Origin of the sequence: Rhodanobacter sp. K2T2, from assembly GCF_013408815.1 — a bacterium.
GTDB lineage: Bacteria > Pseudomonadota > Gammaproteobacteria > Xanthomonadales > Rhodanobacteraceae > Rhodanobacter.
Map to the genome: position 1 here is coordinate 160351 of NZ_JACCCA010000005.1, position 19788 is coordinate 180138.

The following is a 19788-nucleotide window of genomic DNA, read 5'->3' on the forward strand; positions in this document are numbered from 1 at the left end:
ATCACCCGACTCAACTGGCGACGTCCACCTCGGCCATCGCGTGCAGCGTCACCGGCACACCGTTGAGCACCGCATTGCCGGACAGCGCGTCGACCACCTGATCATCGGTGACGTCGTTGATGCTTACACCCGGACTGGCCTGCGCCGTGCTGATGCGCATGCCGGAACGGTGATGCCCCCAGCCGTGCGGCAGGCTGACCACGCCGCGCTTGATCTCGTCGGTGAGCTTGACCGTCACCACGATTTCGCCCTTCGCCGAAGCGAGATGCGCCGTCTGCCGGTCATGAATACCTAGCGCCGCGGCATCCTGCGGATGCACGAACAGCGCGCAGCGATCGCGCCCTTTCACCAGCCGCTGGCTGTTGTGCATCCACGAGTTGTTGGTACGCAGATCGCGGCGGCCGATCAGCACCAGGCCCGGCGCCACCGCATCGGCCGCGTAATGCTGCGCGAGCCGCTGCAGATCCTCGATCAGCACCGCGGGCATCAGCTGGATCTTCTTGTCCTTGGTAAACAAGCGCTGCGGCAAGCACGGCTGCAACGGCCCGAGGTCGAGACCATGCGGATGCTTTTTCAAGGCGGCCAGGGTCAATCCCGTGTTGCCGAAGGGGTTGATGCGCTGCAGTGGATTCAGGCCCTTGCCGTAAGGGCCGCTGCGCAGACCCAGGTCGAGGATGCGAGCCGGCGTGAGCCAGCGGCTGACACGCTCGGATGCACGCAGCTTCAACCGTTTGGCCAACGGCGCATGCCGCGTCTTCAGGCGCTGCATGCGCGTGGTCAGTTCGCTGAAAATCTCCCAGTCAGAGCGCGTGCCCTCGGCGTGTTCGAACAGCGGGCTGGTGTATTTGGCCACGTTGCGCACGGCCAGCAGGTTGAACACCAGATCGTACTGCTCGTGCTCCAGCGGCCCGGTCGGCGGCAGCAGAATATGCGCATGCCGGGTGGTTTCGTTGAGATAGAAATCCACCGCCACCATGAAATCCAGCTGCGCCAGCGCCTCGTCCACCTGGCGACCGTTAGGCGAGGAAAGCACCGGATTCCCGGCGACGCTGACGAAGGCGCGCACCTGGCCTTCGCCCGGCGTGAGGATCTCTTCCGCCAGAATCGAGGTCGGCAGCTCGCGGCTGAATTCCGGCAGCTTGCGCACACGGCTCTGATAGCGATTGAAGCCGCCGCGGCCAGAGCTCTTCAGCAGATCGACCGCGGGCGTGGTGAACATCATGCCGCCGGCGCGATCGAGATTGCCGGTGAGAATATTGAGCAGCTGGATCAGCCAGTGGTTGAGCGTGCCGAAGCTCTGCGTCGACACGCCCATACGCCCGTAGCAGACGGCGGTTTTCGCGCCGGCAAATGCCACCGCGATGCGTTCGATATCGGCCGCGGCGATGCCGGTCAGTTCGCTGATGCGATCCAGCGGCAGCACGTTGAGCAGCTTGGGCAACTCATTCCAACCGATTACCAGGTCGGCCAGCCGCCCCGGCTTGGTCAGTCGCCTGTCGATAATGATCTGCAGCAGGCCGAGCAGAAACAGCGCGTCGGTGCCGGGCTGGATGAACTGATGTTCGCTGACGTAATGCGCGGTCTCGCTGCGGCGCGGATCGATCAGCACGATACGCCCACCGCGCTTTGTAATGCCCTGCAGGCGACCCAGCACGTCGCCGGCCGACATCAGGCTGCCGTTGGACGCCGCCGGATTGGCGCCGAGCATCAGCATGTAGTCGGTGCGGTCGATATCCGGAATGGTGAACAGCTGGCTGTGCCCGTACATCAGATACGAGACCAGCTGATGCGGCATCTGATCGAGGCTAGACGCGGAGAAAACATTGCGCGTACGCAGCTGCCCGCGAAACGTCGGCAGCGTCAGCATCAGGCCGAGATTGTGTGCGGTCGGATTGCCCCAGTAGGCCGCGACGGCATCGTTGCCGTGCTGCTTCTGGATGGCGACCAGTCGCGTAGCCACTTCGTCCAGCGCGTCGTCCCAGGAGATCGGCAGCCAGGTGTCGCCCACGCGCTTCATTGGCGTGCGGATGCGCTCCGGATCGTTGTGCAGATCCTGCAGCGCGTAGCCCTTGGGACAGATATGCCCACGGCTGTGCGGATCGTCGGGGTCACCGGCGATCGACACGATGCGCTGGCCGTCCAGTTCGATCTTGATCCCGCACATCGCTTCGCACAGCGTGCAGGTGCGGTAGTGCACTTTGAGGCTGGCCTTCGGTGCATCGGCAGCGGTGCCCGCAGCGATATCCGGCGCTTTTGCCGATGCACCAGTGACGTTCGGCGCCGCGGCGGTCGGTGTGCGCCCGCGACGAATCACCTCGAGCATCGTTGCCACGCCAACCTCTTTCCGACGCGGCCGTCCCTGCGCCTCACCCTGCTCGCGCTCATGCCGATCGAGCAAACGCCAGTCATCAAAGCTGACGACATCGACGCCGCGCTCGGTGAGCAGTGCAAGCATATCCGCCTGAGTGGCCGCGGCCGATGACGGTATCGCCGCCATATCCGCCGTGATGTGCCGCACCGTCTGTGCCGCGCATTGGCGATTGCTGCCGATCACCCCACTGGCGCCGCGCTTGATCCAGCCTACCGCGTATTCCCGGGCTCGCACGTCGCCAAATTCCGACAGCACCCGACCTTCGCGATTGGCAATCACCGAACGCCGCGCATCGAACGCGACGCCATCCAGCGCCACGCCCTGATAGCCGGTCGCGTTGATCACCAGATCGGCCGACAGCTGCAGACGCTCATTCGTGGCGCGCGCCACGACCGAACCATCCTGATGTCGCTGCAGCGTATTGATGACGCCACGTATCGACGCCACGCGCCCATCGACACCATCGAATGCTTCCGGCGATGTCTTGAACACCAATCGGATGACGCGATCCCCGTCGACGGTTCGCGCCTGCGCCTCACGCAATAGCGCCACGTTCTGGCGGGCCTCGCTGTTCAGCGGTGTATCGAGATCGGCCGCACTGGCCTCGTCCAGGATCAAATCACGCTCATCGACGACGACGCGCACACCCGGCATATCCATCAGCTTGCGCAGCTCGCCGGGCGTAAATGCGGCCTGCGCCGGCCCACGGCGCGCCAGCAGACAAACCTCGCGCACTTGGCTTTCGCGCAGCGCGGCCAGCGCCTCGTCGGCGATATCGGTGACCGCCAGCTCGCCCACAGGCGTGACCAGAATGCGCGCAATATCCAGCGCCACATTGCCCAGCCCCAGTACCACGGCGGTGCGGCCGGAAAAATCGACCGGCAGGTCGCGAACATCCGGATGGCCGTTGTACCAGCCGACGAAAGCCGAGGCGCTCAGCACGTTGGCAAGCTCGGCACCGGGTACGTCCAACGGCCGGCTGACAGAACCGCCGGTGGCATAAAGCACGGCATCGTAGTGCGCCAGCAACTCCTCCCGCCGCACATCCTTACCGACCTGCACGTTGCCGAAAAACCGCACGCTGGGCAGGCGAGCAATCGCGTCGAAGCTCTCGGTGACGGATTTGATCTTCGGATGATCGGGCGCGACGCCGTAGCGCACCAGCCCATACGGCGTGGGCAGGCGTTCGAAGATATCGACCGCACTGCCCGGCAGCTGCTTGAGCAATTCCTCAGTCGCATAAAAGCCGGAGGGCCCCGAGCCCACGACGGCAAATCGCCGCGGTGCCGATCCCATCGATGGCGTGCGCGCGGCCGGCGCACTGTCGTCCCGGCTTTGCGTGATCACCGGATAGATCTTCGAGAGCCGCGCGTTCAGCCCGATGTCTTCCAGCATCGCTTCGGGCACCGCGTTGTCCGGATGAATCGCCCGCACAGGGCATTCAGAAAGACAGGCGTTGCAGTCGATGCAGACGTCCGGGTCGATGTAGAGCATGTCGGGCCCGATGCGAAACGCATCGACCGGACAGACGTCCACGCACTTCGTGTACTTGCTGTCCACACAGGTTCGGGTGACCACGTACGCCATCGCTGCTCTCCAGGATCGGACCGACCCACCGACCGAATCGAGACAGTACAGAGAAATGCGCGATAGAGAAATCCGAAAAAAATGGAACTTGCCCAGCGTCCGCGCGCCTCATGACGCCAAGCGGTCACAACGCCGTGTTCCCTGCGACGAACGCCTTGCACGGCGCGCCTATCGCACCGCAACGCAGCATGAGTCCGAACGCAAGCATGCGTATGCTCGGAGCGAAGCGCGACGCTCACGTCGTACGGCGGTGTCGACAGGGAATCGGCACGAAGCTATGTCGGTGACCACATCGGCGCGCCAGGGGAACCCAGCCATCACAGGCCGATGCGCTCCATGCGCACCGGCGTACGCAGGCAGTAACGCCAGAGTTGAACCACCAGCGACATCACCGATTCGATCCATCCAGGGGGCTTCGCACGATGAGCAACGAACACATACCCACCAAATTTTCCAACCCGGCGCCGCTGGGCCTGGCCGGCTTCGCACTGACCACTTGGCTGCTCAGCATGATCAACGCCGGCTGGTTCAGCGGCGACGGCATGAACATGGCGGTGGCGGTGGCGCTGGCGTATGGCGGCACCGCGCAGATGATCGCCGGCGTGATGGAGCTGCCGCGCGGCAATACCTTCGGCGCCACGGCTTTCGTCAGCTACGGCGCGTTCTGGTGGTCGTTCGCGCTGTTCGTGCTGTTTCTGCACGACAAGGTGCCGACCGCCTTCGTCGGCTGGTACCTCTTCATGTGGGGCTTTTTCACCCTGTACATGTGGGTGGCAACATGGAAGGCCGCGCGAGCGCTGCAGCTGGTGTTTCTGGCGCTGTGGATCACCTTCTTCCTGCTCGCGGCGGGCGAATGGACGGGCATGCCGGGCCTGAAGGTGGCGGGAGGCTACGGCGGCCTGATTACCGCGGCGTTCGCTTTTTATCTATCCGCCGCCGAAGTGATCAACGATGCGCATCAGCGCACCGTGCTGCCGATCGGTGCACCGGGCGCGGCACACTGATGCCGACGTCGCTTTCGGTTACCGTGTGCAACTGACATCGCGTTGAGGAAAAACAAAGGCCACGATCATCGTGGCCTTTGTTTCTTTACATAGCTTGTCGATCGTCAATGATCGTCGACGTGCAGGTTTTGCATCAGCCCATCGAGCTTGGCCTTCATGGCAGGCTGCGGCTGCGTGCCGTCCACCGCCACCCCGACGCTGTACAGCACCGACGGTGTGGCGTTACCCGTGGCGCCCGCCGTAGTCGCAATCTGCATTTCGCCGTTGTCGCTCTGCGCGACGCTGTCATACGGATGGTGCTGGTGCGTGAGCTTGTTCCATTCGCTCTTGAAGTCGTCGTCCAGATCCGCCGAGGGCGCGACGTGGCGCTGGATATTGATCTGATCCGGATCGTTGGCATTGGCGAATACCTGGACATCGCCGACATCCCAGACGACCTTGCCATGATCGTCGAAAAAGCCGAAGCCCAGCATCAGCAGGCTGTCCTGCTCGATCTTCTGTAGCGAGGGCACAAACGAGAAATTCAGCCGATGGGTGCGATAGCTGAAGCGCTTGCCGTAGTCGACGTCGAGCGCGACGCCTCTCAGCGGCGTCGGCAGCAGCGCGGTGTTTTTCTGGTAATCCTTCCACTGCGCCAGCGTGCCGCCGTAGGCCACGTCGATGAAGTCGGTGAGCACGTTCATGTCGGCCACGCTGTCGTAATCGTGGCCGCCCGGCGCAAAGCGCATCATCGTCACGTAGCCGTCGGGCACCGGCAGCGAAAAGGTGACCACGCGCACGTTCATGTACGGCATGTCCCAGATGCGCACCTGCCAGCGGCGTTGCCATGCATCGACGTGCACGGTGTCCGTGGCCGGCTTGCCCAACGAGGTGATCTTGATTTCTTCGGAGCCCACGCGCCGCTGGAAAATGCCGACCTTGGCCAGCTGATCCATCAGCATTACTGGATTGCCGTATAGCGCGCTGGCAGCGAGGTTATCCGGCTTGCGCAGATGGAACAGGATATTGCTCTTGGCCACGCCGGCGGTGACGTAGCCGTTGTCGGACAGCGGAATCTTCTTGCTGGATTTGCCGATCACCTCCCAGTCGCCCGTGGTGCTGCGGACGATCAGCCCAGGAAACCCACTCTGCCGTGCCGCACTGTGCAAAATGCGGCTGGAGCCGTCGCCGCGCGGAAACAGCTTGTCCGCATCCTTGCCGAGCAGCAGCTTGATCTGCGTATCGGTGTAGGCATTGAAGCGCTTGGTATACGCGGCGCTGAAATCGGCGAAGCTCAGCGGCAGCGCGAATTGATCCTTCAGAATGTTGTTCTGCGTGGTATCGAAAATATCCAGCTGATACGGCACGCGCTGATCCATCACGGCCAGATGATCGGGCGCCTTCAGTATCAGGCCGATCGGCAGCGCGTAATTGAGGTTTTCGTTGGCCGACTTCATCAGCACGATGCCGATCAGCTTGCCGTCCTTGTCCAGCAGCGGACCGCCGCTGTTACCCGGCGAAGCGGCGGCGGAGAAGCGCATCCATTTCCAGCGGCCGTCCTGATCTTCCGGCGTGTCGGAGGTGTAGAGGCCGTCGCGAATCACCACGCCGGTGCCCAGCGCGTTGCCCACGGCGTAGACCACGGCGTTCAACGACGGGCTGGTATTGACCTCCAGCGCGGCAGCGTTGGCCGGCGGCTTGACCAGCGAGAACACGACGAAATCTTCCTGCAGCGAATATTTCTCGATCTTGTCGATGGCGTAGACGTTGCCGCTGGCATCGCGCAGCGCCGGCGGCCCCCACAAGCTGCCGATGCCGACCTGCAGCACGTGGCCGGCGGTGACGTAGCGGTTGTTGCCGATCGCGAAGGCGGTGCCGATCGAGAAGTATTTGTCGTTGCGCTCCTGGAATGGCAGCAGCTCGAGCGGCAGCGGTTTTTCGTAGGTCAGCGGATCGTTCAGCGGCTTGGCCGCGACCACTTCGAACGTGGCCGCCTGAATCTTAGGCAGTACGGCTGGATCGAGGCTGGCGGCGTGCGCGCTGGTCGCCGCGTAAAAGCCGATCAGCGCCAGCAGAGCGCACCGCCGGACCATCGACGCCGAAGCACCCGCGCGGTGCCGAATCACTTGCAGAACGTGCATGAATATCCTTTCATTGAGTCCGCCTTTCATTGAATTCGCCTTGAGATGAGCCGTCGTTGAACTCCCTCTGGAATCCTGACTGGCGACGGCCGCTCGCGGATATTGACATGCCGATGCAGCGCTTGCACTGGCACCGACAAGGCCATTCACAGGCAGCACCGCAGACAGGATTGAGCCGGCACGGCACACCCCCATATAGGATCATGTGACCCTCTCTTCGCCACCGCACGGACCCTCGCCGATGCGCCTGGATATGGACCCGCTGGACAGCTTCCATCCGGCAGTTGCGGGCTGGTTTCGTCGCGCCTTTGCGGTGCCCACGGCGGCGCAGGCGCAGGCATGGCCGTCGATTCGCGCGGGCCGCCATACGCTGGTCGCGGCGCCGACCGGATCGGGCAAGACGCTGACGGCGTTCCTGGCCGCGATCGATGCGCTGGTCTGCGAAGGCGTGGCCCACGGTGGCGTACTGCCTGACGCCACTCGCGTGCTCTACGTGTCGCCGCTGAAGGCGCTGTCGAACGATATCCAGATCAACCTGGAGCGGCCGCTGCAGGGCATTCGCGCGGAGCTGGAAAAACTCGGCCTGCCCGACGTCGCTATCCGCACCGCAGTGCGTACCGGCGACACGCCGCAGGCGGAGCGGGCGCTGCTGCGCAAACAGCCGCCGCATATTCTGGTGACCACGCCCGAATCGCTCTACGTGCTGCTGGGCTCGGCCTCCGGCCGCGCGATGCTGGCCGGCGTGCAGTCGGTCATCGTCGACGAGATTCACGCCATGGCCGGCAGCAAGCGCGGCTCGCATCTGGCGCTATCGCTGGAACGGCTGCAGTCGCTGTGCCAGCGACAACTGCTGCGCATCGGCTTGTCGGCGACCCAGAAGCCCATCGAAGAAGTCGCCCACTTTTTAGTGGGCGCTCACTGTTCACTCTCCCCCGCGCGGGGAGAGTGTTGGGGTGAGGGGCTGGGGTCGCGCAGAAGTGACGACGAAGCGCCTAACGAAAGCGACACTCCCGCGAGCACCCGCCCCTCGCCCTGCCCTTTCCCCGATGGGGAGAGGGGGAATGTCCCCTGCACCATCATCGACGTAGGCCACACACGCCGCCGCGACCTCGCCGTCACCGTACCGCCGATTCCGCTTGAGGCCGTGATGTCGAACGACGGCTGGGAGCTGGTCTACAACCAGGTCGCGGCGCTGGTGCAGGCGCATCGCACTACGCTGGTGTTCGTCAACACGCGGCGGATGGCCGAGCGTGCGGCACGGCATCTGTCCGACCGGTTGGGCAAGGAAACCGTGGCGGCTCATCACGGCAGCCTTTCCAAGGAGCTGCGGCTGGACGCGGAACAGCGGCTAAAGCGCGGCGAGCTGTCCGTGCTGGTGGCCACCGCGTCGCTGGAGCTGGGCATCGATATCGGCGATGTCGATCTGGTGTGCCAGCTCGGTTCCCCGCGCTCGATCGCAGCGTTTCTGCAGCGCGCCGGGCGCTCCGGTCACAGCATCGACGGCACGCCGAAGGCGCGGCTTTTTCCGACCACCCGCGACGACCTGGTCGAATGCACCGCGCTGCTGGACTGCGTGCGGCGCGGCGAGCTCGATGTGCTGATCCTGCCGCCGCAGCCGCTCGACGTACTGGCGCAGCAGATCATTGCCGAGGTGGCGTGCCAGGAATGGAGCGAGGACGCACTCTACGATCTGGTCCGCCGCGCTTGGCCCTACCGCCTGCTGGAACGCGCCAATTTCGACGCCGTGGTGAAAATGCTGGCCGAGGGGTTCACCACCCGCCAGGGCGCGCGCGCCGCTTACGTCCATCGCGATGCGGTGCATGGCCAGCTGCGCGCGCGGCGCAGCGCGCGGCTCACCGCGCTGATGTCCGGCGGCACCATTCCCGACACAGCCGATTACAAGGTCGTGCTGGAGCCGCAGGCCATCATCGTCGGCACGGTGAACGAGGATTTCGCGGTCGAGAGCATGGCCGGTGACATTTTCCAGCTCGGCAACACCAGCTATCGCATCCAGCGCGTGGAGCGCGATCGCCTGCGCGTGGAAGACGCGCGCGGCGCGCCGCCGAGTATCCCGTTCTGGCTGGGTGAAGCGCCGGGGCGCAGCAGGGAATTATCGTTTGGCGTGTCGCGCCTGCGCGGCGACATCGAGGCACAGCTCGACGCGGGTGGCGCGCCGGCTGCCCTGAGCTGGCTGAGCGAGCAGCTGCAGTTGAACGGCGAGGCCGCGCAGCAGCTGGTCGACTATCTGGCGCGCGCCAAGGCCGCGCTCGGCGCGCTGCCGACGCAATCCACGTTGATCCTGGAGCGCTTTTTCGACGAGTCCGGCGGCACCCAGCTGGTGATCCACACGCCGTGGGGCAGCCGCGTCAATCGCGCGTGGGGGCTGGCGCTGCGCAAGCGCTTTTGTCGCCAGTTCAATTTTGAGCTGCAGGCGGCGGCGACCGAGGATGCGATCGTGCTGTCGCTGTCGACCAGCCACAGCTTTCCCTTGGAAGAGGTCGCGCACTACCTGCACTCGAACACCGCCGAACAGGTGTTGATCCAGGCCCTGCTCGATGCGCCGCTGTTCGGCGCGCGCTGGCGCTGGAACGCGGTGACTGCGCTGGCGCTGCCGCGCTTCGCGTCCGGCAAGAAAGTGCCGCCACCGCTGCAGCGGATGAAGAGCGAAGACCTGCTGGCCTCGGTGTTCCCCGATCAGGTCGCCTGCCTGGAAAACATCGTCGGCGAGCGCGAGGTGCCCGTACATCCACTGGTACGGCAAACCATGCACGACTGCCTGCGCGAGGCGATGGATACCGACGGCTGGCTCGACTTATTGCGCGCGATGGAAAGCGGCGAAATCCGCATCGTCGCGCGCGACCTCACCGGCCCCAGCCCGCTGGCCGCCGAGGTGCTGAACGCCGCGCCCTACGCCTTCCTCGACGACGCGCCGCTGGAAGAGCGCCGCACCCAGGCCGTGCAGTCGCGCCAGTGGAACGGCGCCGACAGCGCCGACGATCTGGGCCGGCTCGATCCGGAAGCGATCGCCGCGGTGCGCGACGAGGCCTGGCCGCAGGTGCGCGATGCGGATGAAATGCACGAGGCGCTGAATGTGCTCGGCTTCGTCACGGCCGAGGACGTCATCGCCAACACCGGCTGGGATACGTGGCTGCAGACGCTGGCCAAAGCCCATCGCGCCACGCGGCTGATGCTGGCGCCGGACAAGCATGTCTGGACCTGCGCCGAAAACCTGCCGCTGTGGCAGGCGCTGCATGCGCGCGCAGCGATGCAGCCGGCCATCGCCGCGCCCGCCGGCCATACGACGCAGGCGTGGAGCCGCGACGATGCGCTGCTCGAACTGGTGCGGCATCGCCTGGGTGGATTGGGCCCGGTCACCGCGCGCGCGCTGGCGCAGTCGCTCGCCGTCGATATCGGCGAGATCGACCTGGCCCTGACGCGGCTGCAGACCGAGGGCTACGTGATGCAGGGCCGCTTCACGGCGGCCTCGGCCACCGACGATGCCAACGGCCTCGAATGGTGCGAGCGGCATCTGCTGGCACGCATCCATCGCTACACGCTGGGCCGTCTGCGGCGCGAGATCGAACCGGTCAGCCGACGCGAGCTGATGCGCTTTCTATTCGACTGGCAGCACGTATCCGCCGCCACCCGACTCAGCGGACCCGATGCCCTGCACGCCACGCTGAGTCAGCTGGAAGGTTTCGAGGCCGCCGCCGGCGCCTGGGAGTCGGAGATCCTGCCTGCGCGGATCGGCGACTATTCGATCAGCTGGCTGGACGATCTGTGCCGCGCCGGACGCATCGGCTGGAGCCGGCTGCGCGCGAGCAGTGGCACGGCCGGTCGCAGCGGTGGTCCGGTACGCAGCACGCCGATCGTGCTTCTTCCACGGCGCAGCATGGCCGTCTGGACGTCTGTTGCCACCAGTGTCGATACGCAGGAAGCGTTACTTTCGTCTCGCGCCCAGGCCGTGGCCGATGCGCTGCAGGCTCAGGGCGCGCTGTTCTTCGACGAGCTGATGAGCGCCACGCGACTTCTGCGCACCGAGATGGAAGACGCGCTGGGCGAACTCGTCGCCGCCGGCCGCGTCAGCGCCGACAGCTTCGCCGGCATGCGCGCCCTGCTGTTGCCCGCGGCCAAGCGCGACGCGCACCGGCACCGCCGCGTGCGTCGGCACGCGCTCAACGGCATCGAGGATGCAGGGCGCTGGTCGCTGGTGCGCACAGCCGTAGCATCTCCGTCCGACGAGCGTGATCCGGAAGCCGTCGAGCACATCGCACGCACGCTGCTGCGCCGCTACGGCGTGGTGTTCTGGAAGCTGCTGGAGCGCGAGGCGCCGTGGTTGCCGCCGTGGCGCGAATTGCGGCGGGTGTATCAGCGGCTGGAGGCGCGCGGCGAGATTCGCGGCGGCCGTTTCGTCGAGGGGCTGGTCGGCGAGCAGTTCGCTCTGCCCGAAGCGATTGCGCCGCTGCGCGCGGCGCGCAAGCGCGCGGATGCGAGCGAACTGGTCTGCCTCAGCGGCTGCGACCCGCTGAATCTGGTCGGCACCGTGCTGGTCGGCGACAAGGTGCCGGCGCTGGCAGGCTCGCGCGTGCTGTACCGCGACGGCATGGCGATCGCCGCGCTGATCGCGGGCAAGGTGACGCCGCTGATCGAGCTGTCCGGTGCGGAACTGCAGCAGGCGCAGCACGTGCTGCTACGCCATGCGCTGCCTCTGACCGACAGTATGGCCGCCCAGCAACAGCAGCAGTAAACGCGCTGCCCAGCCACCGCGCGACTCAAAGCTTGAGATACCAGCGCCGTCGATCCATCGCGTAAACGATCAGCCACCACATCACCACGAACGCGAGCGCCCAGGCCAGCGACGCCACATAGGCCCCGGCCAGCGGCGTCAACGGCTCGGCAAACAAGTGGCGATACAGCGGCTCCTGCCAGCCCAGCGCCGGTAGCACGATCTGCATCAGCTCGGAGCCGGCGTAGGCGGCGATCGCGTTGATGCCGAAACGCCGGCCCAGCGGCGGCCAGCCGTAGCGATCGATCAGCACGTGGAAAAGCAGCAGCGCCAGCGTCGACCAGCCCGCGCACCACAGCACAAACGACGGCGTCCACAGATTCTTGTTGAGCGGCTGCCACAGCGCCCACAGTGCACCGAGCAGCAGTGCGCCGACGCCGGCTATCAGCAGCGTTCTCGTACGCCCCTGGCGCAGACAACAACCTGCGCGTAGGCCGAGCAGCGCGGTCGCCAGCGAGGGCAGCGTACCCAGCAGGCCTTCGGGATCGTGGCCGCGGCCGCTCGCTGGGTCGATCAGATAGACGAAACGGCCAAACACCGCGCTGTCCACGCGGCTGGTGGTGTTCACCCACGGCGCCAGCGAACCGCCCCACCACAGCAGCGTGGCGTAGCCGATCAGAAGCAGCGCAATCGCCGCCCACTGCGTGCGCGGCTTGGTATAGATCGCAAACAGCGCCACGCCGGCGAAGCACACGCCGATCCGCTGCAACACGCCGGGGAAGCGCAGGTGTGCGCCGGGCATCAGCAGCCACGCCAGCGCGTTGATCGCCACGCCCAGCGCAACGATGCGCAGCGCACGCCACAGTGCCGCGCGCATCAACGGACCACGCAGAGCACCCTGCTCCAGTCGCTGCAGCAGGCCCAGCGCCACCGAAACGCCGACGACGAAGAGGAAGGTCGGAAAGATCAGATCGGTGGGCGTACAGCCGTTCCACACGGCGTGATCCAGCGGCGCATACACATGACTCCAGTCACCGGGATCATTCACCAGCAGCATCGCCGCCACGGTGCAGCCGCGCAGCGCGTCGAGCGAGGCCAGTCGCTTCATCGCCACGCTCATCAATGCGACGTCGGCGTTTTTTGGTTGCTGAGCAGACTCACGCGGTCGAGCGCATACAGGTCACCGTCGATCGGCGCCGTGTAGATCAGGCACAGCGCATGCGAGCCGTGCGCCGCCGGTAGCGCACCGTCGAGCGCAAAGCGTCGCGTGCTGCGCGCCGGATCAGGAAGCGGCAGCGTGGCCAGCACCGCGCCGTCGCAGCGATCCTGATGCACCACCAGCTCGCCAAAGGGCGTGCTGTGCGGACGCGAAACCACCAGCTTGGCATCGTGCGCCAGCTGATAGTTGCGCGGTAGCCGCACGCCATCGACATGGATACGCGCGATGCCGTCCATCGGCGTGGCCGGATAGAGCTGGCAGCTGTCGAACACGTTGATGCTGTAGTTCGGCGACAGCGACGTCGCGTCCGGCATCGGCTGCACGCGCAGGCGGAAATCGCTGCCCGGACAGTTGGGCATGTCATTGCCGCTCACGCTGAGCAGGCTGGCGCGATCGAGCACGCGCTGCCGCGACGAAGCCAGCGGCATTCCACTACGGCTGAAGGAGGCGACGCGCACGGTCAGCGGCAGCTTTACAGTCAGCGGCGTGCGATAGAGCGGCGAGGTGACGGTAGGGACGCTGCCGTCCAGCGTGTAGTGCAGGTCGCCGCTGCCGGCCTGGTTGGTAATTGTCAGCGACGACGCAATGCGGGTCAGTGCGGCCATGCGATCCACCGTGATATCCGCGGCGAAGGCGCTGTCGGCATAACCGATCTGCTGTTTGCGGTAGCGCGCGAACTGCACCGGCAGACGAGCAAGAAAGCCGCGCCAGTCACGCGCACCGGCCGGCGACCAGTCGACCTCACTCAGCGCATCGAGGCGCGGAAATATCGCGTGTTCGACGTGCGCGATGGTCGGCATGTGTTCGGTCCACAGGTTGGCCTGCGCGCCCAGCACGTGCGCGGCCTGCGTTGCATCGAGTACCTTCGGCACCGGCTCGAAGGCGTAGACGTTGGCCAGGTCGCTGACCGGCATGCGCCCAGCGTTCTCGTCGGCGCGAGCGCTCTGCAGCTGATCGAGGTAGAGATCGGGCGAGGGTGACAGCACCACGTCGTGGCCCTGCTTCACCGCGTCGATCGCACCCTGCACGCCGCGCCACGACATCACCGTGGCATTGGCCGGCACGGCGCCTTCGAGAATCTCGTCCCAGCCGATCAGGCGGCGGCCGTGGGCGGACAAATAGCTGCCGAGCCGGCTGATGAACCAGCCCTGCAGCGCGTCTTCGTTCTTCAGGCCCAGCGCGTGCATCTTGGCCTGCACGGTTGGCGAGGCCTTCCACTGATCCTTGACCGCCTCGTCGCCGCCGACGTGGATGTAGCGCGAGGGGAACAGCGCCATCACTTCGTCGAACACGCGGTCGATGAAGGCAAACGTGGCGTCATCCACGTTGTAGAGATACGGATGCACACCCCAGTCCTCGGATACCGCCGGCCGCTGGCCGGTCACGCCGAGGTACGGATAGGAGGCGACGGCAGCCTGGGCGTGGCCGGGCATGTCGATTTCCGGCACTACGGTGATGTAGCGCGCCGCCGCATACGCCACGATCTGGCGAATCTGATCCTGCGTGTAGAAACCGCCATAGCGCAGCGGCTGGCCGTCGTGCCCGGCATTGATGGGCGTGCGCCAGGCGCCGATGCGCATGAGTTCGGGATAGCGCTTGATCTCGATGCGCCAGCCCTGATCGTCGGCGAGGTGCCAGTGGAAGGTATTGAGCTTGTGCCGGGCCATCTGGTCGAGCACGGTTTCGATCTCGGCGACGCTCTGCATGTGGCGCACCGAGTCGAGCATCAGCCCGCGCCAGACGAAGCGCGGCCGATCGACGATATGCATGGCCGGCACACTCACCGCGCCGTGGTTTTCATCCGGCGTGAGCAGCTGCGCCAGCGTCATCGCACCATAGAACAGACCGGCATCGTCGCGCGCGCTGATGCGGATGCCCTGCGGCGTCACGTCCAGCGTATAGCCTTCGGGGTCTGCTACCGCCGCCTGCGGGTCGCGCAACAGCACGATGCTTTTTGGCGACGCTGCGTGCTCTTTTACCTGCAGATGCAGGCCACGCTCGTTGCCTGTCAGCCCGACCAGATAATCCGCCGTTCGGCGCGTCGATGCATTGTGGTCAGCCACCACGACTGGCGTATGCGTATCGACATGGAACGCGCCGTCGGCATAACCGATCTGCGCCGGCAGCGGAATCAACGGCGGTGGCGGTGCAGCCATCGCAAAGGCCGGAGCGACGGCTGCACAAAAACCGAGATGGGCAACAAGGCGTACAAGATTCATGGCGTATCTCGGCGGCAATGGGCAGTAACGGCCGCTCCGCTGAGCGGTCGGATGGATCATCCATACCCCAAAAAAAATGGACCTGGCAAACGTGCCAGGTCCGTGGGGGAAGAAAACTTCAAAGAGAACCTGATGATGAAACGTTACAGATAGAGCAGTGCTTGTCGAACAGGGCCAGACATCAGAACTTGAAGTGCGCGCTCAGCATGTACTGGCGACCGGTGACGTACTCCTCGGACAACTGGGTCTTGCTGCCGAGATAGGCGCGGTAGGTGGAGTTCAGAAGGTTGAGCGCATTGAGGTTGATCGAGAAGTTCTTGTTGAACTGATAACCCGCCGTCGCATCGAGCTCCTTGTAGCCGTCGACATAGGTCGCCGGAGCACCCGCCACATAGCCACCCGCCAGATAGCTCGAACGCCAGCCGTAGGAGACGCTGGCGCTATACGGCCCCTGCTCGAAATACGGGCTGAGGTTGTAGGCGTTCTTGGAGTTGTACGGCAGTGCGCCGCCGCTGTTGGTGGAGGCATCGGAGTACGTGTAGTTGGCGCGGATGCCGAAGCCGCTTTCGCTGAAGGCCTGCTGGTAGCTGATGGTCGCGCCCTTGACCTTGGCGCGGCCGCCGTCGACCGGTGAGGTGACGTCGTAGTTGCAGACGCCGGCGGCGGTACACTGACCGGTGGCGATCAGCGCCGCAGCGCTGGTCTGATAGCCGGGGATGGTCCAGGAACCGTTGATGCGCTCCTGCGTCGTCGCCGCATTGACGATGTAGTTGAGGATGCTCTTGTAGAAGCCCGACACGGCCAGCACCGACGTATCGTTGAAGTACCACTCCGCCGACAGGTCGGCATTGAGCGAGCGATACGGCTTCAGGTTCGGGTTGCCCGCCGCGGCCGTCAGCACGGTGTCGTTGGCCTGGAAATACGGCGCCATCTGGTTGTACGGCGCATACGCCACGGTCTCCGATGCCGCACCGCGCAGGATGAAGTCCGGCGCCACGTTCCACGCGATGTTGAAGGCCGGCAGCCAGTCGTTGCGTGTGCTGGTCTGGGTCACGTAGCCATAGCCGGCCGGGAAGGTGCAGTCGTACGAGTCGGCTGCCGCGCAGTTGCCGGGAATGTTGTAGCCGCTGTCGGTGAACTTGGTATGCACGAAGCGCACGCCGAGGTTGCCGTGCACGTCATCGTTGCCGAAGTTCAGCTGGGCATAGGCCGCGCTGTTCTGCTGCTGTACGTTGAAAGTGTTGTCCCAGTAGGAGTTCGCATCCGTCGCGGTGCCGAAGCCGGGCGAGCCGAGAATGGCGTTGAAAATCGCGCCGGAGCCCAGCGTCTGCACGTGATGGACCGAGCTGTTGGTCAGGCCGAGGCTGGACGAACCGTCCAGATCGCTGAGGCCGCCGTAGCCGATCTGATCGAGGGGCAGCGTGGCCGCGCCGGTGTAGACGTTCAGTACCTGGCTTTCCCAGTGCGAGGTGTAGCGCGCACCGACCAGCAGCTCGTTGAAGAAGCCGTCGAAGTCCTTGCTGAAGTCGAGCTGGCCGTAGGTGTCCTTAGACTTGTACAGCTCCTTGCCGAGATTGCCGCCCCAACCGTTGTCGGCCCAGTAGGCCGGGTTGTTGGCCGTTGTCGGATCGGTGTACTGCGGCCCCTTGGACAGGCTCCAGTCGAAGCCGCCGCCATAGAAGATTTCCTTGACCGCCTGCTCCATCGGATTGCGCGAGGTGCTGACGCCGACCTGTCCGTTCAAGCGCCAGCCGTCGCCCTTGAACTCACCCTGCCAGTCGATGCCCTTGGTGGTGATGGTCGAGATGCGCGCGTTGTTGTCGGTATACGTGTGAGCGGTGCTGACACAGTTAAGGTTGTTGAGGCAGGCCGTGCCCGCCTGGGTGCCGCTGGTGATGATCCCGTTGGGGCCTTCGGTCAGCGAGGTAATGCCGCCAGGCGCGTTGGTCGCCCACGGATACATCGACTGATTGAGGTTGTCGAGATTGTCCCGGACGTACATCAGACCCAGCGTCGAGGAGAAATTGTCGGTCGGCTTCCACTGCAAGTTGACGGTGACGCTGTCGAGCTTTTCGGTCTGCTGGAAGTTGGTGGCGCTGACCTGATTCGGAATCTGGTCGGTACCCTTGATCGCGCCGGAGTTCAGCTCGTTCTGAATGGCGTTGTTGCCTGCGGCCAGAGCAGCCGTGTTGACCGACGCCACGCTGGAATAGCCGTAGTTCTCCAGACCCTGACGATTGCCGAACTGCTCATGGTGCTGTGCGGAGACGTCGACGCCAAAGGTGTTGTCGTCGGTCTTCCAGCTGTAGAACACCGAGGCCGACGGACGGCCATGGCCGACCATGTCGTTGTAGTTGTCGCCGAACGAACCGCTCAAGGTGTTGGACGGCACATCCAGTGGCTTGACGGTATGCATGATCACGGTGCCGCCGATCGAGCCTTCGGGCAGACGTGCTTCGGGGCTCTTGTAGACTTCGAGCTTGCCGATCACGTCGGGCGCCAGCAGCGAATAGTTGAAGCCGCGGTTCGGGCTGTCGCCATAGAGCCAGATCGCCTGCGCGACCGGATGACCATCGAGCAGGGTGAGATTGAGGCTGGGATCGATGCCATCGATCGACACGCGCTGCGTCCCCGGAATGCTGCGATCGAGCGTCACGCCCGGCATCTGCGCCAGCGCCTCGGCCACGTTGCTGGCCGGAAACTTGCCGATGTCTTCGGCGGTGATCGCATCGACGATCGCGTCGGCGTTGCGCTTGGTATTGATCGACGCCTGCTGGCTGGCGCGGATGCCGGTGACGGTCACGCCGACCAAGTTGGTGACCTTCTTGGCATTGGCGTCGCGCGCTTCCTGCGTGGTGGCCGGCGCGGTCGAGCTGGATTGGCCGGACGTGTCCTGCGCGGGCGCAGTCGATGCCGGCGCGCTGTCCGTAGCGAACGCCGCGGCAGACATGCACAGGCTGGTAATGATGCTGGCGGCTAGCAATGTCTTGCGATAATTCATGATGTCCTCCCCTCAGAGGTGATGCGAATCAAGACCGGCGTGATGCGCGGCATTGGGCTGGTTTGCGTAAGTCCCTGGTTTACGTAAGTCCTGGTGTATGCGTTTGCGGCTTGGTGCCGTGTTACCGGATGCCGTGTTGCCCGATCAATTGCATGTCACTTCATGTCGCCTGCTCTACCTGCCTCGTATCCAGAAACCAACCCGCGGCACCCATGACGCCAAGCTGGCCATGCTCGATCAGTCGTACGGACACCTGTTGCAGATAGGGGCGCATCACGCCCTTGTTGAAATAGCGTTCGGCGAACGTGCTGGTCTGCAGAAAAAGCTGGATCTGCGGCAGGATGCCGCCGGCCAGGTACACGGCGCTGGCGCGGTACAGCAGCACGAGGTCCCCGACGAAGCTGCCGAGCAAGCCGCAGAAAACCTGCAGCGATTCCAGCGCGGCCGCGTCACTGCCCGCTTGCGCCGCGTCGGTGATCTGTGCCGGCGTCTGCAGATCCGGCGCACTACCGCGCAATTCGCACAGCGCGCGATACAGCCGCAGCAGACCAGGCCCCGACAGCACGTCTTCGTACGCCACGTACGAACGATCGCGTTGAAGCACGCGCAGAATCGCGATCTCGCGTTCGTTGCCCGGCGCCAAGGCGACCAGGCCCGCTTCCGTGGGTAAAACGTGCGCGCGCGGCTGACCCGGAAGCAGTACCGCCGCGCCCAATCCCGTGCCCGGTCCCATCACCAGCGTGGGCCCTTCTACCGGCGGCTGCGCGGCATCGATGATCGCCCGACCGGTCGCGGCGTCGATGAACTGCGCGGCATAGGCTACGGCTTCGAAATCGTTGATGACGGCGAGCTGCTCGATGCCCAGGCCCTGGCGAATCGGCGCGATCGGGACCGGCCACGGCAGGTTCTCGTTGACAATGGTGTCGTCCAGCACGTAGCCGGCGCATGCCAGCGCGCAGCGATCGATGTGCCGCGCCGCGGCGGCATACGGCGTCGTTGCCAATTGCGCCACGAAGTCCTGCAGCATGACGACGAGGTTCGGCCATTCGCTGCAGCTGTAGCGGTGGTAATGCAGCACGTCGACCGGCGTCTTGCCGACCGCACCGCCGATCACCAGACCGATGCGCGCATGCGTACCGCCGACATCGGCGGCGATGAAAGGACGATGTGCCGCGTCCGCGATCTGATCCTCTGCCGCACGCATCGACGCACCCGGCAGCGTGACGGCCGACGGCTCCGATGCATGACGCTGATTGGCGACTTCCCCCACTCCGCTCTCCCGACAACGGTTTGGCCCCGAGCGCGTCACAGTGGATCACCGCAGGCGCTGGAGGGCTCGATTGGCGGAGTCTGTCGTCAAAATGACAACGTTGTCAACACGGCGTCGAAATTTATTTTTCTCCTCCGTACGGCGCCGCAGCATCGCGCCGTCAGGCATTCGCGAGAAGACATGAGCTGCGCCTTCGAACGTCTATATACATAGCCAAACTTGGAAAAATCCGGCACGGGCCGCGTGCTGACGCACTGCCACACAGGCAGCA

8 protein-coding genes are annotated in these 19788 nt (G+C 64.9%); 2 read left to right on the forward strand and 6 right to left on the reverse strand.

Annotation, left to right across the window (positions count from 1 at the left end; translation table 11 throughout):
- Window positions 1-10: 10 nt before the first annotated feature.
- Complete coding sequence (locus HDE78_RS09890) at window positions 11-3958, reverse strand: molybdopterin-dependent oxidoreductase (RefSeq protein WP_179478789.1); 3948 nt, start codon at window positions 3956-3958, stop codon at window positions 11-13.
- A 422-nt stretch (window positions 3959-4380) separates the two neighbouring features.
- On the opposite strand from HDE78_RS09890, the gene HDE78_RS09895 reads away from it, so the two are divergent.
- Window positions 4381-4962, forward strand: coding sequence for an acetate uptake transporter (locus HDE78_RS09895; RefSeq protein WP_179478791.1), 582 nt, complete (start codon window positions 4381-4383; stop codon window positions 4960-4962).
- 104 nt (window positions 4963-5066) lie between these two features.
- On the opposite strand, the gene HDE78_RS09900 is transcribed toward HDE78_RS09895, so the two are convergent.
- The gene (locus HDE78_RS09900; RefSeq protein ID WP_255457738.1) at window positions 5067-7082 is read right to left on the reverse strand and encodes a trypsin-like peptidase domain-containing protein; all 2016 of its coding nucleotides are present in this window, start codon (window positions 7080-7082) and stop codon (window positions 5067-5069) included.
- A 253-nt stretch (window positions 7083-7335) separates the two neighbouring features.
- Here HDE78_RS09900 and HDE78_RS09905 point away from each other — a divergent pair, with 253 nt between their 5' ends.
- Window positions 7336-11829: a DEAD/DEAH box helicase gene (locus HDE78_RS09905; protein ID WP_179479106.1), complete on the forward strand. Its 4494-nt coding sequence runs from the start codon at window positions 7336-7338 to the stop codon at window positions 11827-11829.
- A 25-nt stretch (window positions 11830-11854) separates the two neighbouring features.
- On the opposite strand, the gene HDE78_RS09910 is transcribed toward HDE78_RS09905, so the two are convergent.
- From HDE78_RS09910 to HDE78_RS09925, 4 genes are all read right to left on the reverse strand, one after another.
- A complete protein-coding gene (locus tag HDE78_RS09910) occupies window positions 11855-12916 on the reverse strand; it encodes a heparan-alpha-glucosaminide N-acetyltransferase domain-containing protein (RefSeq protein WP_179478793.1) in 1062 nt (353 codons plus the stop codon).
- 11 nt (window positions 12917-12927) lie between these two features.
- The gene (locus tag HDE78_RS09915; RefSeq protein ID WP_179478795.1) at window positions 12928-15246 is read right to left on the reverse strand and encodes a family 20 glycosylhydrolase; all 2319 of its coding nucleotides are present in this window, start codon (window positions 15244-15246) and stop codon (window positions 12928-12930) included.
- Between the two features lie 181 nt (window positions 15247-15427).
- The gene (locus tag HDE78_RS09920) at window positions 15428-18247 is read right to left on the reverse strand and encodes a TonB-dependent receptor (RefSeq protein WP_179478797.1); all 2820 of its coding nucleotides are present in this window, start codon (window positions 18245-18247) and stop codon (window positions 15428-15430) included.
- A 160-nt stretch (window positions 18248-18407) separates the two neighbouring features.
- Window positions 18408-19517, reverse strand: a complete 1110-nt coding sequence (locus tag HDE78_RS09925; protein ID WP_345776049.1) for a glucokinase — start codon at window positions 19515-19517, stop codon at window positions 18408-18410.
- Window positions 19518-19788: the final 271 nt, after the last annotated feature.

Bases quoted from the DNA above. Each gene is read 5' to 3' on its own strand.
- HDE78_RS09910 (WP_179478793.1), bottom strand. From the start codon at position 12,916: ATGAAGCGACTGGCCTCGCTCGACGCGCTGCGCGGCTGCACCGTGGCG.
- HDE78_RS09900 (WP_255457738.1), bottom strand. From the start codon at position 7,082: ATGCACGTTCTGCAAGTGATTCGGCACCGCGCGGGTGCTTCGGCGTCG.
- HDE78_RS09905 (WP_179479106.1), top strand. From the start codon at position 7,336: ATGGACCCGCTGGACAGCTTCCATCCGGCAGTTGCGGGCTGGTTTCGT.
- HDE78_RS09895 (WP_179478791.1), top strand. From the start codon at position 4,381: ATGAGCAACGAACACATACCCACCAAATTTTCCAACCCGGCGCCGCTG.
- HDE78_RS09915 (WP_179478795.1), bottom strand. From the start codon at position 15,246: ATGAATCTTGTACGCCTTGTTGCCCATCTCGGTTTTTGTGCAGCCGTC.
- HDE78_RS09920 (WP_179478797.1), bottom strand. From the start codon at position 18,247: ATGAATTATCGCAAGACATTGCTAGCCGCCAGCATCATTACCAGCCTG.
- HDE78_RS09890 (WP_179478789.1), bottom strand. From the start codon at position 3,958: ATGGCGTACGTGGTCACCCGAACCTGTGTGGACAGCAAGTACACGAAG.